Raw genomic sequence first — 14,566 nt, forward strand, 5'->3', positions numbered from 1 at the left:
TTGGGTCATGCTCAAATAAGCTTTTAACGTGGCTGAGTCTTGGCTTGGGTGTTGGCTGTGATGTCAAGGTTAAAAATCAGCGTTAACCGTGGGTGAGCATACTCAATTTAGGTGTGGGATGTTGACTGTGTAGCGGCTGTATATTGGGTGCATTTGTAATTGGCTATCTCGACGGAGGGTCAGATTGTGTGGTGCTTATATGGTTAAAAAATACCCAGTATAGTTAGGTATTGTACTTTAAGTCTTTATTTATAAGGCTTGTGGCTATATACCTATGGTGTTGCGATGGCTTTCTGCTGTGCGAGTGTTGATGGTTTTTAAAGTGTGAATCAAGGGGTAGGCTGATTTTTTACTGTGTATCGGAGTGAGCTCGGCTGGTTTTAAAGCTTTGCGCTATTGATTTTGTATTGTGTGAGTTTTTGCGTCGCCCTTCGTTATGGCAAGGCGCACAATAGCGCGTTTATGAAGGCGGCTTGCAACCGCTATTTCTACCAACCTAGCCATCACAGTGAAGCTATGAACCACCAACAAATTGATACCATTCACAATGCCGCCAAATCTGGGCGTGTCGAGCTCGTTCGACTGGGCATTGCCTTACTCTTTATTGTCGGCATTGTGCTGTATACCGCTTCACGTGGCACCACGCCGAGCATCATGCTGATTGTGGCTTCGGTTGTCGGCGCGTATATGGCCATCAATATTGGGGCGAATGACGTGGCGAATAATGTGGGTCCTGCGGTCGGCTCTAAAGCGCTGACGATGGGTGGGGCTTTAATTATTGCCGGTATTTTTGAGGCGACAGGGGCGATTGTGGCGGGGGGCGATGTGGTGTCGACCATCCGTAGCGGCATTATTGACCCGAGTTTGATTCCGGATAAACAAACCTTTATCTGGATTATGTTGGCGGCTTTGTTGGGGGTGCATTGTGGCTCAATATTGCCACGGTGGTAGGGGCGCCAGTATCGACGACGCATTCCATTGTTGGGGCGGTTTTGGGGGCGGGTGTCGCGGCTGGTGGCATGGGTATCGCCGATTGGGGGCAAGTGGGCAAGATTGCCATGAGTTGGGTGATTTCGCCTTTGCTCGGTGGTATTTTTGCGGCGATATTTTTATATCTGATTAAACGAACGATTACTTACCAAACCAATATGATCGCTGCGGCGGCGAAAATGATTCCAGTGTTAGTGGGGTTGATGGCGTGGACTTTTAGCACTTATTTAATGCTCAAAGGTTTGAATAAAATTTGGAAAGTTGATTTTTGGTTTGCTGTTGGGATTGGCTTCGCAGTCGGTGCGGTTGTTTGTGCCATTTTGGCGCCGGTGATTCGGTCGCGAATTAACGATGTGGCCAATAATAAGCAAAGCGTGAATCGTTTCTTTACCATTCCTTTGATTTTTGCTGCCGCCTTGCTAAGTTTTGCCCACGGCGCCAATGATGTGGCCAATGCAATTGGTCCTTTGGCGGCGATTAATGATGCGCTAATCAGTAGCGGGACTAGTTTGCAAGACAGTGCCAGTATTCCACTGTGGATTATGGTGATTGGTGCGATTGGTATTGCACTCGGTTTGGCGCTGTATGGGCCGAAGGTGATTCGTACTGTGGGTTCGGAAATTACTGAACTCGATCAAATGCGGGCTTTCTGTATTGCGATGGCGGCAACGATTACGGTGATTTTTGCCAGTCAATTGGGTTTGCCGGTGAGTTCGACACATATTGCGGTCGGTGGCGTGTTTGGCGTTGGTTTCTTGCGTGAGTATCTTAAAGCCAGTCATGCGCGCACGCTGGATGAAATTAAGGCACATCATCCAGAAGGCGATGAGACTGCGGTAGATACTTTCTTGCTGCGTTTTAATAAAGCCGGCTTAAAAGAAAAAGCCTTGATGTTGCAAGAGCTGAAGCAGCAAGCCAAATCGCAACTTGATCCGGCGCATTTTTCTAAAATGGAGCGCAAAGGCTTGAAAAAAGTCTATCGCCAAGAGCTCGTGAAGCGCTCGCAAATTATGAAGATTGCGGCCGCATGGATTGTAACGCTACCGATTTCGGCCTTGCTGTCGGCGATGTTGTTCTTTATGTTGCGCGGCATGTTGATGCCGGCTTAAGCCACTCGATGCAAACAGCGCCAGCATTGACTGGCGCTGTTTATTGGTCTCGATTGAAGGCGATTGAGGAATTAGATTGGTATGGGTCTGTTGCATTTTATTGCTGGTGATGCAGCAGGGCTGTGTTTTGTTTAGCGTATCTATGTTGGGTATTGCTTTGTAGTCGTTATTGCATAAAGGTTAGATTTATATACCTATGGCGCTAAATATTAAAGCGCAAAAAAAAACCGCTGACGTGTCAGCGGTTTTTTTTATCCAAACTCAAGCAGCTTAGTCTTGGTGGTAGTTGGGTGCTTCTTTGGTGATTTGCACGTCATGAACGTGTGATTCACGGATGCCGGCTGAAGTGATTTGTACGAATTCAGCTTTGGCGTGAACGTCGTCAATCGTTGCGCAACCTAGATATCCCATTGATGAGCGTAGGCCGCCAACCAATTGGTGGATCACGGCAGACAATGGACCTTTGTACGGTACGCGGCCTTCAATGCCTTCTGGTACCAATTTGTCGGCATCGGCAGTTTTGTCTTGGAAGTAGCGATCAGACGAGCCGTTCGCGCCGCTCATTGCGCCGAGTGAGCCCATGCCACGGTAGCTCTTGTATGAGCGGCCTTGGTAGAGTTCAACTTCACCCGGTGCTTCTTCGGTACCACCGAACAAACCACCCAACATCACCATGTGCGCGCCAGCGGCGATGGCTTTAGCGATGTCGCCCGAGAAGCGAATCCCGCCGTCGGCGATCAATGGTACGCCAGTGCCAGCAAGGGCTTCGGCGACATTGGCCACTGCTGAAATTTGCGGTACGCCAACACCAGCCACGATACGGGTGGTGCAGATTGAGCCTGGGCCGATGCCGACTTTAACGGCATCTGCGCCAGCTTCAACCAAGGCTAAAGCCGCAGCGGCAGTGGCAATATTGCCACCAATGACTTGAACGTGTGGGAAGTTGGTTTTAACCCAACGCACGCGATCAAGAACGCCTTGGCTATGGCCGTGTGCGGTATCGACCACGATCACGTCAACGCCAGCTTCAACTAATAATTTAACGCGCTCGTCAGTACCAGCGCCAACGCCAACGGCAGCACCAACGCGTAAACGACCTTGTTCATCTTTGGCAGCCAGTGGGTGCTCGCTGGTTTTGATGATGTCTTTGACGGTGATGAGACCTTTAAGGCGGAATGCGTCGTCGATCACCAGAACGCGTTCTAGACGGTGTTCGTGCATTAAGGCGCGAGCGTCGTCGATGCTGGTGCCTTCGCGAACAGTAATCAAGCGCGCTTTTGGCGTCATGATTGATGAAACAGGCACATCAAGGCGCGTTTCAAAACGAATGTCACGGTTGGTAACGATACCAACGAGCAAGCCTTGGTCAATGACCGGCAAGCCCGAGATTTTGTGTTGTTGAGTCAGTTGCAACACATCACGAACCAACATGTTGGGGGCAACGGTGATCGGGTCTTTTACAATCCCTGATTCATAGCGTTTTACCTTGGCGACTTCTTGTGCCTGACGCGCTGGGGTCATGTTTTTATGCAAGATACCGATGCCGCCTTCTTGTGCCATTGCAATGGCCAATGGGGCTTCGGTAACGGTATCCATCGCAGCGGAAACCAGCGGCAAATTCAGGCGGATATTGCGCGTGAATTGCGTCGCCAGCGAAACATCGCGCGGCATAACATTGGAATGAGCGGGTACAAGCAAAACGTCGTCGAACGTAAGGGCTTTTTGCACGATGCGCATGAGTAGAATCCTTTTCGCCAAAAAAGCATTATACCGAAACCATGATGTCACGCCTATTGCATTAGTTATGAAAAGGGTGATTGCTGCGCAATGCGGCGAAGGTTTCGGGTGTTGTTTTCATCGAAATTTTAAATTTCCTGTGTAAATTGCTGTGGTCGCTTTCTTAGTGTGTAATCATTGCATTGGGAGAACAGAGAATCAAGCGCTGAATTGCGTGTCTGGACTCTATATAAAATAACCATGCAAAAAAACCCAAAGGGGGCGGTGTGCCGAGTTTTCCAAAGCGTTTGCGATTATTGCTGTTGGTGGCTGTTTTGTTAATTGTGGGGTTTTTAACCACGAGTATTGCCAGTTATTTAGTGTCGCGTGATGCGGTTCGTGAAGGCATTGTCGGCACGGCATTGCCGTTGACTGGCGACAGTATTTATTCTGAGATTCAAAAAGATATTTTGCGGCCGGTGTTTATTTCATCGCAAATGGCACACGATACGTTTGTGCGCGACTGGCTATTAAATGGCGAGAAAGATCCTGAGCAATTAACGCGGTATTTAAGTGAGGTTAAAACCAAGAACGGGACCTTTACCAGTTTTTTGGTTTCAGAAAAAAGTCGTAATTATTACCATAACAGTGGCGTGTTAAAAAAAATTCAATCGGACGATGCACGTGATGCTTGGTATTTTCGCGTTCGAGAAATGAATAAAGCATTTGAAACTAACGTGGATCCCGATTGGGCAAATCGGGCTAAAATAACGATTTTTATTAATTATCAGATTTTTGATTATCAAAATCGATTTATTGGTACCACAGGCGTTGGTTTAACTTTGGATACGATGAGTCGATTGTTAAAAACATATGAGACTCGTTTTCAGCGCAATATTTATTTTGTGAATGAATCAGGTCAAGTGGTTTTAACCGGTAATTCAGCACAAGGTCGAAACTCAATTTTATCGCACGAAGGAATAAGTAGTATAGCGGCGAAGATTTTAAATCATCAATTAAAACCAACGCAGTTAAGTTATCAGCTCAACGGGCAGTTGATACAAGTGAATAGCCGGTTTATTCCTGAATTGGGGTGGTATTTAATTGTTGAGCAAAATGAAACTGCTGATTTACGCCCAGTGCAACATATGTTTCAGCTTAATTTATTGATTTCTGCATTGATTACTTTATTGGTTTTGTGTATTGCCATTTATAGTATTAACCGAAATCAGCGAAGCTTGGAGGCGTTGGCTTGTACTGATGGCTTAACGCAGTTATTGAATCGGCAGGCTTTTGAGGTGGTGTTGGGGCAAAAAAAAAACTGAGTTGGCGCGCCGCCCGCGTTCGCTGTCCGGTATTTTGATTGATATTGACTATTTTAAATTAATTAATGATGAATTTGGTCATCTGATCGGAGATGATGTGTTGCGCAAAGTGGCGGATATTTTGCGGCACACGGTGCGTACTGGCGATACATTGGCGCGTTGGGGCGGGGAAGAATTCATTATTTTATTGGATGATTGCCCACGGGTGATGGCGCTGGAGCTGGCTGAACGCTTGCGTTTGGCGGTCGCCAATTATGATTTTGCTTTGCCAAGACACACCCTAGTGACGATGAGCTTAGGTGTGGTTGAGTTGCAAGCCGGCGAAACTGAGACTGAATTTTTCCAGCGAGCTGACTTATTACTCTACGCAGCAAAATCAGCAGGCCGAAATTGCGTGATGGCCGATGCTTAGTGGACTCGTTTTGGTGTATTGATAGTTGGCCAGAAAAAGTTTGATATGACCATTTCTTGCTAGCTATTTATGATTCATCTTGTCATTGTCAATGTTCGTTCAATTTTGCGAAAACGATCAGCATTTGCAATTTAAGGAGTTTTAAATGCCAACATATCAGTTTTTTTAAAATAACTATCGAGGCGAGGAGCGAAACTCGCTATTTGCATACCGATCAAGATCAATTTATTGCCAATAAAGAGCTGTTGCTTGCTCAAGGGTTTGAAGTTGATGGCTATATAATATATGCCGCTAATGAAAATGATGCAATTGCAGTTTTTAATAGTGATATACCTTATGCGCAAATAGAGATATATAATCCAAATGCGGCTAATGATCTTGCCCATTTTGCTGAGGTCGTCAACAAGTGGATTAGTCGTCTAGTGAATAAATTTAAAAAATAGTGATTAGTATATCGATATAAATTTCCTCATCGATATCAGACAATAAATTAAAAGTCGGCCGCTTAAAATTTTATTGAAATTTTTTATAATCCGTTTCGGCCGAGTTGTTTTGGCGTTTTCCTCCGCAACGCCTTGGCTTGAGGGAATATTGCGAATGATTTTAGCTGTTTGACGTTTTAAGGTCATGGCCAATGAGCGTAGTGTTTTTTAGCAAAACATGCTGATTGTCCTTGCTGTTTCGTTGATTGTTGATCAGTTGCTTGGCAGGAGATCTTAGCGATGAAAGCGATTCTCTCGAACACGTCGAATACGGCGCTTATTTTGTCTGGCGGTGGCGCGCGGGCGGCTTATCAAGTCGGTGTGTTACTCGCGATAGCTAAAATATTGCCACGCGGTAGTCCAAATCCATTTCCGATTATCTGCGGAACTTCAGCGGGGGCGATTAATGCCGCGGCGATGGCGGTAGGGGCGGGAGATTTTCATCGTGCGGTGCTGCAATTGGCGCGGATGTGGCAAGGTTTGCGGGGGGAGTCGATTTATCTGGCTGATTTGCCGTATTTGAGCAAAACGGCAGCGCATTGGTTGTTGGCTTTATTGTGTGTGGTGGTTTGGGCGAGCGTAATCCACGCGCCTTTTTAGATAATGCGCCTTTGCGTGCTTTATTGAGCCGCGAAGTGGATTTTGGCCAAATTGAACAACATATTCAAAGTGGTGCATTACGTGCGGTGGCGATTTCGGCGCTGGGTTATAGCAGCGGGCAGTCGGTGTCTTTTTTTCAAGGTGCGGATGATTTGTCTGTTTGGTCGAGAGCGAAGCGAGTAGGGGTACGTACTGAGCTCAATGTCTCGCATTTAATGGCGTCTAGCGCTATACCGCTTATTTTTCCGGCCGAGCATATCCATCGTGAATATTTTGGTGATGGCTCAGTGCGGCAAATTGCCCCTTTGAGTCCGGCGATTCATTTGGGTGCTCGACGCGTGTTAGTCATAGGGGTCGCGCCGCATTCTGATCATGGACCGACGCGGCTGCATAGCCCGTCTTATCCCACCTTGGCGCAAGTGACGGGGCAACTGTTTAATAGTGTGTTTCTCGATAGTTTGGATACCGATTTGGAGCGGATGACGCGAATTAATCGAACCTTGTCTTATGTGCCGCTGGCCGCGCGGCTTACCGGTCAGTTAGAGCTGCACCCGATTGAGGTGTTGACTATTTCGCCATCCAAGCCGCTAGAAAAATTAACTTTAAGTTTTAGTCGGGATTTTCCATTGGGAATGCGGTTTTTATTGGGCGGCTTGGGGGCTTTTCGACGGCAGGGTTCGGTGGTGGCGAGTTATTTATTATTTAGTCAGGCGTATTTGCGGCAGTTGATTCGCTTGGGCTATCGAGATGCGATGGATAAAGAAGCTGAGCTGAGTGTTTTTTTTTGGCTGCAAATTCTAAGGCAAGCAGCGTAGAATAGTTATTTTCTATCTTGTCGGAGTTTGGGCATGGCTTGGTTGCGTTGGCGTGTGGGGTTTTTTGCTCTGTTTTTGCTCTGTGTCGGCATGATGGGGTTTGCACTTTATCACCAGTTTTATCAGTGGCTTATGCCATGTTTACTTTGTGTTTACGAACGCTTATTGGTTGTTACACTGGGTTTGCTGAGTTTGCTTGCGGCAATCTGGCAGCCAACTACCAGGCGCGGGGTGATGTGGTTTTCTGGCGTGTATGCCGCAGTGGCATTGTGGGGCGCAGGAATCACCGTGTGGCATTTAATGCTGCAATATGCGCCGGCAGAAACGGGGGTTAATTGTGCGTCTAGTTTGCCGTTTCCGATTGATTTAAATGCTTTACCTGCTTGGATTTCGGCGGTGATTCGTCCGGTTGGTGATTGCTCGGTCGTGGATTTTGCTTTGTTTGGAATGTCGATGCCATTTTGGCTGTTGGTGGCCTTTGTCGGCTTTTTAGTGCCTTTGTCGTATTTGGCTAAAATCCGTTTGCTTGAAATTCGTCGCCGAGGTCTGTGATATGACATTGACTGAATTACGTTACATCGTTGCTGTGGCGCGTGAGCGTCACTTTGGGCGTGCAGCCAATAGCTGTTTTGTATCGCAGCCGACGTTGTCGGTGGCCGTGAAAAAATTAGAAGAAGAGCTGGGTGTGGTGCTGTTTGAGCGCGCCGCCGGTGAGGTGACGGTAACGCCGAGCGGTGAGCGTATTGTTGAGCAGGCGCAGCGCGTGCTTGAAGAAGTGTCGATGGTGAAGCAGTTGGCCGAACAAGGGAAAGATCCATTGGCTGGGGCCTTGCGTTTGGGGGTAATTTACACCATTGGGCCGTATTTATTGCCGCATTTGATTCCGCAATTGCGCCGTATCGCGCCGCAAATGCAGTTATTGCTCGAAGAAGATTACACCGTGCGTTTGGCCGAAATGCTCAAGCAAGGCGAGATTGATCTGGCGATTTTGGCTGAGCCGTTTCACGAAGGCGGTATTTCTACCCAAGCGTTGTATGACGAAGATTTTATCGTGGCAACGCCTAAAGGGCACGAGTGGGAATTGCTCGAGTCGGTATCGTCTGAGCAATTGTCGGATGAAAATGTATTGTTGTTGTCGCCAGGTAATTGTTTTCGCGACCAAGTTTTGCAAACCTGCTCCGATTTAAATCGTGAAAGTATGTCGGTGGGGAGTTTGCAGCGGACATTGCAAGGCTCGTCATTAACGACGATTCGGCATATGGTCGCCGGTGGTATTGGTGTGACCGTATTGCCTGCGACGTCGGTGAGTGTGGCCGATGAGGCTTTGCTAACCTTACGTCCGTTCACAGGGCCAGTGCCTTCACGGCGCGTTATCTTGGCTTGGCGAAGGAATTTTCCACGTCAGGCGGCGATTGAAGCGGTGCGGCAAGCTTTGTTGCAATCGGATTTAGAGCCGATTCATCGTCTGCCGGATGCGCCGATTAATTCATAGTCTTTGATTAATTTCTTTGACTAATTGAAATCCACTGCAGCCGATTTTTTGATGCGCTATTGCGTTCTTAATACCGGCTCAATCCCGAGCTGTCGTAGTTTTTTTTACGGCGATATCGGCTTGTGATTTGCTCTTAAACGGGCCAATTTGCACTCGGGTTTCTAGGTAGGCCGGAATGCCTGCCGTTTGTAATTGTACGAGTAGTTTTTCGGCATTTTTCGCATGCAAAAAGACTCCGGCTTGAACGCTATAGCCTTGCTGCCCAGTGGTTGCTGCTGGGTAGTTATTGCTTGGTTTGACGGGTTGGCGAGCGGCCATTGGCGTTGGTGCATTCATTAGTGGTATGGGTAACGGATCTGGTTTGGGCGCGCTGCGCGTTTGCTCGGCCACGACGGCACGCTGTGCCGTTGCGCTTGGCTTGGGAGCCGGATTGCTAATGGCTTGAATCGGTGTTTGATTGTGACTGAGACTTGAGTTCGGACTCGGACTCGGACTCGGACTCGGACTCGGACTCGGACTGAGGGTAGGAGCGCTTGCCACTTCACTGCTGATGTTCGGATTGGGCGTTGCCGATTCGATCTCGGAGGCGGCAATGAGTGGCGTGAGGATTTTTGCTGTCTCCACATCACTGGCTATTTTAACTTCAGGTACCGCATTTTTTCGTTCTTGATCAAACCATGCAATGGCAGCAAGTACAATGCCGATCAATGCGGCAGCGATGCCGAGTCGCCACAAGAGTTGGGTTTTTAATTGCTGCTGTTCTTTCTGCTGCAAGATGGGGTCAAGTCCATCACTCATCTGTCAGGTGCTCGCTATGGTGTTATACTGTTGGGCTATTTGCCTCAGATTTAAGGCTTCAAGTCGGTTGCTCAAACTCCCTGTGTTGCGGCGAGGTGGATACGATGTGATCCATTTTTTGTGTTGCCGCTGATTACGGGAGCTTAAATAGGGCTTGAATTCGGTCTTCGTGAAATAAATATAATTCGCACGAGGCTAGCTTAAATTACATTATGCTGCAAAGTTTCTTTCGTTAAATTGAAAATAACGACTCACACTGGAGATAAAAATGGCTGTTGAACGTACCCTATCGATTATTAAACCTGACGCTGTTGCAAAAATGTCATTGGTAAAATTTATGATCGTTTTTGAAACTGCGGGTTTAAAAATCGCTGCGGCGAAACTAAAGCACCTAACACGTGCCGAAGCTGAAGGCTTTTACGCAGTACATAAAGAGCGTCCTTTCTTTGGCGCTTTGGTTGAATTCATGATTTCAGGTCCAGTCATGATTCAAGTGCTTGAAGGCGAAAACGCGATGAAATTGAATCGCGATTTGATGGGCGCAACCAATCCAAAAGATGCCGCTGCCGGTACGATTCGTGCGGACTTTGCCGATAGTATTGATGCCAATGCAGTACACGGCTCAGATAGTTTGGAAAATGCCGCAATTGAAATCGCTTATTTTTTCGATGCAGCTGAAGTGTACGCACGTTAAGTTTTAGCTTGTAAGTAGTGGTGGTAAAGACGCTCGCTTGGCTCGCTAAGCGAGCGTCACTGATGAAATAAATGGCGTAAGCCTTGGTGGATAAAGACATGGCAATAAATTTGTTGGATTACGATGCGGAGCGTCTAGGCCAATTGATGGTACAACTCGGTGAAAAGCCGTTTCGTGCCAAACAACTGATGAAGTGGATTCATCAGCGCGGCGTAGCGGATTTCGATGCGATGAGTGATATCGCTAAATCGTTTCGGCAAAAATTAGCTGTCGATGCCTGTATTGCACCACCGGCGATGATGGCCGAACAAATTGCCAAAGATGGCACCCGCAAATGGTTGTTGGATGTGGGCACGGGTAACGGGGTTGAAGCGGTGTTTATTCCCGAAGATGACCGCGGTACTTTATGTGTTTCTAGTCAGGTGGGCTGCGCGCTCGATTGCACTTTTTGCTCGACGGCACGACAAGGATTTAACCGTAATTTATCGACTGCTGAGATTATTGGGCAGTTATGGTGGGCCAATCGCCGCCTCTCTTTTGATGCGGCGCGTGTTGGTACTGCGACCAATGACGATACCCGGATTGTATCGAATGTGGTCATGATGGGCATGGGTGAACCACTGGCCAATTATGATAATGTGGTTGCTGCGATGCGTTTGATGCTGGATGACAATGCGTATGGCTTGTCACGCCGCCGCGTGACCTTATCGACCTCCGGCATGGTGCCGCAAATGGATAAGCTGCGCGAAGATTGTCCTGTTGCGTTGGCAGTGAGTTTGCATGCGCCGAACGACTCCATTCGCGATCAAATTGTGCCGATTAATAAAAAATATCCACTCAAACAATTGATGGATGCGTGCAATCGTTATTTAGAAAAAGCACCGCGTGATTTTATTACTTTTGAATATGTGATGCTTGATGGCATCAATGATAAGCCTGAGCATGCGCATCAATTGGCGGCATTGGCGCGATCGACTTCGTGTAAGTTTAATTTGATTCCGTTTAATCCGTTTCCTAATGCCGGTTATCAGCGTTCAAGTCGTGAAGCAATTCATCGTTTCCGCGATATTTTATTGCAAGCGGGTTACATCGTGACCGTGCGTAAAACGCGTGGCGATGATATTGATGCCGCTTGCGGGCAATTGGCAGGGCAGGTTTTGGACAAAACCCGCCGCACCGAAAAAATGCTCGAAACTCGGCCAATTATTTTTAAATCAGGAGGCGATGCGTGAAAAATACTTTATTGCTAGTGGCGTTGTGTCTTGGCCTAAGTCATTTTGCACTGGCGAATGAAGATTCTCGCGCAAGCGTTAGAACGCGACTCGCGTCCGAATATTATAAAGTGGGGCAGTACCCCATTGCTGTGGATGAAGCCAAAAAAGCCATTGCCGCCGATGCCAAATATGTCTTGGCTTACAATGTGATGGCTTTGTCGTATTGGGCTTTGGGTGATAAAACCACTGCGGCTGATATTTTTAAGCAGGCTTTAAAGATCGAGCCGAATAATTCAGATGTGAATCACAATTACGCGAATTTTCTTTGCGCTAATGGTCAGGTTCAGCAAGCTGAAACCCATTTTAATACCGCGCTCAGCGATCCTTTGTATCCAACGCCAGAAAATACCATGATGGCTGCGGCCAATTGCGCTTTAAGTAATCAAGATAATGCTTTGGCTGCGCAGTGGTATAAAAAAATTCTGATACAAAGACCAAATTATTTACAAGCTAAATTTCAGCTGAGTAATTTAATGTTAAAGTCGGGGGACTTGCCTGAGGCAAAGCGTTTGTTTGTTGATCTATATCGATCAAGTAAGCCAACCCCCGTTGAATTGTTATGGCTGGGTGTGAGAATCGAGCGTGCCATTGGCAATAAAACCGCCGAGCAACGCTATGCCAAAGAATTACTCAGCGCTTTCCCCGATTCAGTAGAAGCCACTAAGTTACAGATTGGAAAATATGACTGATCAGTTTGAATCTTCATCGACCGCAAGCTTGTTGCCTGCAGGTCGACAATTACGCAATGCACGAGAAGCTTTAGAATTAAGTCCAGAGCAAGTTGCTAATCAATTAAAACTTGCGGTACGCCAAGTGCTGGCGATTGAGCAAGAAGCCTTTGATGAATTGCCAAGCAATTTATTTATCCGAGGTTTTGTGCGTAATTATGCGCGGCTGGTGCATTTAGATCCTGAGCCTTTGCTGGAGTATTTGGCACAGGTGTTGCCTGCAGAGCAAGTGTCGACCACCTTGCTGGATGCGCCTTTGGAAACCAATGGCACGATTCCATTTAAAAGTAAGCGTCGGCGTCAACCATCAGCAATTGTATTGATGGGCGTATTGGGCTTGGCTTTGGGGGTAGCGGGCGTATTTTGGTATTTGCAGCAACCGGCCCATCCTGAGCTGGCTTTGCCAGAGATGGAAAGCCAACCGATTGTGGATGTGGATCCGGCATCTGCAGTACAAGAAGAAGTTATTGTCGCCAGTGGCCGCCAGTGCAATTGCGCCAGCGAGCGCACCACAAGCAGCCTTGCCGGTTGCTAGTGCACCACAGGTTCAAAAAACCGTTACGGTTCCCGCTAGTGCAGCATCGGTAGTGGCTGAAGCGCATTCAATTAAAATCACCTCGCAGACCGATAGCTGGGTGCAAATTGTGGATGCTAATGGCAATAAAGTGTTGTCCGAGATTATTCGTCCGGGTTACGAGCGCGTGGTGGCCGGTGTGCCGCCTTATCGCGTTAAGGTCGGTAACGCCCCAAAAAACCCAATTGTATTTTAATGGTCAAAATGTGGATTTGAGTGCTTATCTCAAGCCCGGTTCTGATGTGGTTAATATGGAATTGAAATAATCGTATGTCGAGCCTGATTACACGTCGTAAAACCCGTCAAGTTCAAGTCGGCCATGTTTGGGTCGGTAGTGATCATCCTGTCGTCGTGCAGTCGATGACTAATACTGATACGGCCGATGCTGAAGGCACGGCAAGACAGAATTTTTGAATTGTGGCGCGCCGGTTCTGAGGTGGTACGTATCACCGTGAATAGCCCAGAAGCCGCAGCTCAAGTTGCCAATATTAAAACCAAGTTAGAGAACTGGGGTTGTAAAGTTCCGTTGGTTGGCGACTTTCATTACAATGGCGATCGCTTATTGCGTGATTACCCCGACTGCGCACAGGCCTTGGCGAAATACCGGATTAATCCGGGTAATGTTGGTAAAGGCAGTAAACGCGACGAAAAATTTGCGTCGATGATTGAAAAAGCCATCGAGTATAAAAAAGCGGTGCGCATTGGCGTGAACTGGGGATCGCTTGATCAAAGCATTGCTGCGCGGATGATGGACGAAAATAGCAAGCGCTCTAAACCACTCAGTGCGGATGCAGTGATGCGCGAAGCATTGATTGTGTCTGCGCTCGAATCGGCTGAGCAAGCAGTGAAGTGGGGCTTATCACCCGATCAAATTTTGCTGTCGTGCAAAGTGTCCCATGTGCAAGATTTTGATCGCGGTATACCGCGATTTGGGTGCGCGCTGTGATTACCCATTGCATTTGGGTTTGACTGAAGCGGGCATGGGTAGCAAAGGGATTGTGGCATCGAGCGCTGCTTTGGCGATTTTGATGCAAGAAGGCATTGGTGACACGATTCGGATTTCGTTGACGCCAGAACCTAATGGCGATCGCACGAAAGAAGTGATTGTGGCACAAGAGTTATTGCAAACCATGGGTTTGCGTAGTTTTACGCCATTGGTTACGGCTTGCCCTGGTTGTGGTCGTACCACGTCGACTGTGTTTCAAGAGTTGGCACAAGACATTCAAAGCTTTTTGCGTGAAAAAATGCCGGTGTGGCGTAAAGACTATCCGGGTGTAGAAGAAATGAAAGTCGCAGTCATGGGCTGTGTGGTCAATGGGCCGGGTGAATCTAAGCTGGCCGATATTGGGATTAGTTTGCCGGGTACCGGTGAAGTGCCAGTGTGTCCGGTGTATATCGATGGCGAAAAAGACGTCACGCTCAAGGGTGAGCATGTGGCTGTGGAGTTTCAGGCCATTGTTGAGCGCTATGTGATGACGCATTACGCTGTGGGTGGTTCAAAACGGCGTGAACAAGCAGCAAAAATTATTCCATTAACTTCAATTTGAATGGGTAATG

At 47.6% G+C, this 14,566-nt stretch carries 14 protein-coding genes and 2 pseudogenes; 14 read left to right on the forward strand and 2 right to left on the reverse strand.

All coding sequences use genetic code 11. The features are described from left to right. Positions 1-759: 759 nt before the first annotated feature. Positions 760-2,099: pseudogene (locus tag GKO28_RS14530) on the forward strand (inorganic phosphate transporter). A 270-nt stretch (positions 2,100-2,369) separates the two neighbouring features. Here the strand turns inward: GKO28_RS14530 and guaB are convergent. Then, entirely contained in the window at positions 2,370-3,836 is a 1,467-nt protein-coding gene (gene guaB, locus GKO28_RS14535; RefSeq protein WP_182076798.1) for an IMP dehydrogenase, read from the reverse strand. A gap of 266 nt (positions 3,837-4,102) precedes the next feature. Here guaB and GKO28_RS14540 point away from each other — a divergent pair, with 266 nt between their 5' ends. From GKO28_RS14540 to GKO28_RS14565, 7 genes are all read left to right on the forward strand, one after another. After that, a complete protein-coding gene (locus tag GKO28_RS14540) occupies positions 4,103-5,140 on the forward strand; it encodes a cache domain-containing protein (RefSeq protein WP_203564182.1) in 1,038 nt (345 codons plus the stop codon). 1 nt (position 5,141) lies between these two features. Further along, the gene (locus GKO28_RS14545; protein WP_203564183.1) at positions 5,142-5,552 is read left to right on the forward strand and encodes a GGDEF domain-containing protein; all 411 of its coding nucleotides are present in this window, start codon (positions 5,142-5,144) and stop codon (positions 5,550-5,552) included. A gap of 203 nt (positions 5,553-5,755) precedes the next feature. Next, positions 5,756-5,995 carry a hypothetical protein gene (locus tag GKO28_RS14550; protein ID WP_182076800.1) on the forward strand — a complete coding sequence of 80 codons (240 nt, stop codon included), beginning with the start codon at positions 5,756-5,758 and terminating at the stop codon, positions 5,993-5,995. A 279-nt stretch (positions 5,996-6,274) separates the two neighbouring features. Then, complete coding sequence (locus GKO28_RS20325) at positions 6,275-6,634, forward strand: patatin-like phospholipase family protein (protein ID WP_247646570.1); 360 nt, start codon at positions 6,275-6,277, stop codon at positions 6,632-6,634. Continuing rightward, positions 6,574-7,449 carry a patatin-like phospholipase family protein gene (locus GKO28_RS14555; RefSeq protein WP_247646571.1) on the forward strand — a complete coding sequence of 292 codons (876 nt, stop codon included), beginning with the start codon at positions 6,574-6,576 and terminating at the stop codon, positions 7,447-7,449. The genes GKO28_RS20325 and GKO28_RS14555 overlap by 61 nt, the downstream gene beginning before the upstream one ends. A gap of 33 nt (positions 7,450-7,482) precedes the next feature. Further along, positions 7,483-8,001: a disulfide bond formation protein B gene (locus GKO28_RS14560; protein ID WP_182076801.1), complete on the forward strand. Its 519-nt coding sequence runs from the start codon at positions 7,483-7,485 to the stop codon at positions 7,999-8,001. A 1-nt stretch (position 8,002) separates the two neighbouring features. After that, complete coding sequence (locus GKO28_RS14565) at positions 8,003-8,941, forward strand: hydrogen peroxide-inducible genes activator (RefSeq protein WP_173531866.1); 939 nt, start codon at positions 8,003-8,005, stop codon at positions 8,939-8,941. 78 nt (positions 8,942-9,019) lie between these two features. On the opposite strand, the gene GKO28_RS14570 is transcribed toward GKO28_RS14565, so the two are convergent. Continuing rightward, positions 9,020-9,739: an SPOR domain-containing protein gene (locus GKO28_RS14570; protein ID WP_182076803.1), complete on the reverse strand. Its 720-nt coding sequence runs from the start codon at positions 9,737-9,739 to the stop codon at positions 9,020-9,022. Positions 9,740-10,007: 268 nt separating this feature from the next. On the opposite strand from GKO28_RS14570, the gene ndk reads away from it, so the two are divergent. The 6 genes and pseudogenes from ndk (at position 10,008) to ispG (ending at position 14,556) form a co-directional block, all read left to right on the forward strand. Then, on the forward strand, positions 10,008-10,433 hold the full coding sequence (gene ndk / locus GKO28_RS14575) for a nucleoside-diphosphate kinase (protein ID WP_182076805.1): 426 nt from the start codon (positions 10,008-10,010) through the stop codon (positions 10,431-10,433). 98 nt (positions 10,434-10,531) lie between these two features. Then, entirely contained in the window at positions 10,532-11,665 is a 1,134-nt protein-coding gene (rlmN, locus tag GKO28_RS14580) for a 23S rRNA (adenine(2503)-C(2))-methyltransferase RlmN (RefSeq protein ID WP_182076806.1), read from the forward strand. Continuing rightward, positions 11,662-12,396 carry a type IV pilus biogenesis/stability protein PilW gene (gene pilW / locus GKO28_RS14585; RefSeq protein WP_182076807.1) on the forward strand — a complete coding sequence of 245 codons (735 nt, stop codon included), beginning with the start codon at positions 11,662-11,664 and terminating at the stop codon, positions 12,394-12,396. Before rlmN ends, pilW begins: the two co-directional genes overlap by 4 nt. Further along, positions 12,389-12,970 carry a RodZ family helix-turn-helix domain-containing protein gene (locus GKO28_RS14590; RefSeq protein ID WP_182076809.1) on the forward strand — a complete coding sequence of 194 codons (582 nt, stop codon included), beginning with the start codon at positions 12,389-12,391 and terminating at the stop codon, positions 12,968-12,970. The genes pilW and GKO28_RS14590 overlap by 8 nt, the downstream gene beginning before the upstream one ends. 52 nt (positions 12,971-13,022) lie before the next feature. Further along, positions 13,023-13,205 carry a DUF4115 domain-containing protein gene (locus tag GKO28_RS22400; protein ID WP_203564184.1) on the forward strand — a complete coding sequence of 61 codons (183 nt, stop codon included), beginning with the start codon at positions 13,023-13,025 and terminating at the stop codon, positions 13,203-13,205. Between the two features lie 74 nt (positions 13,206-13,279). Then, a pseudogene (ispG, locus tag GKO28_RS14600) lies at positions 13,280-14,556 on the forward strand (flavodoxin-dependent (E)-4-hydroxy-3-methylbut-2-enyl-diphosphate synthase). Positions 14,557-14,566 lie beyond the last annotated feature (10 nt).

The organism is Deefgea sp. CFH1-16, assembly GCF_016881365.1.
Taxonomy (GTDB): domain Bacteria; phylum Pseudomonadota; class Gammaproteobacteria; order Burkholderiales; family Chitinibacteraceae; genus Deefgea.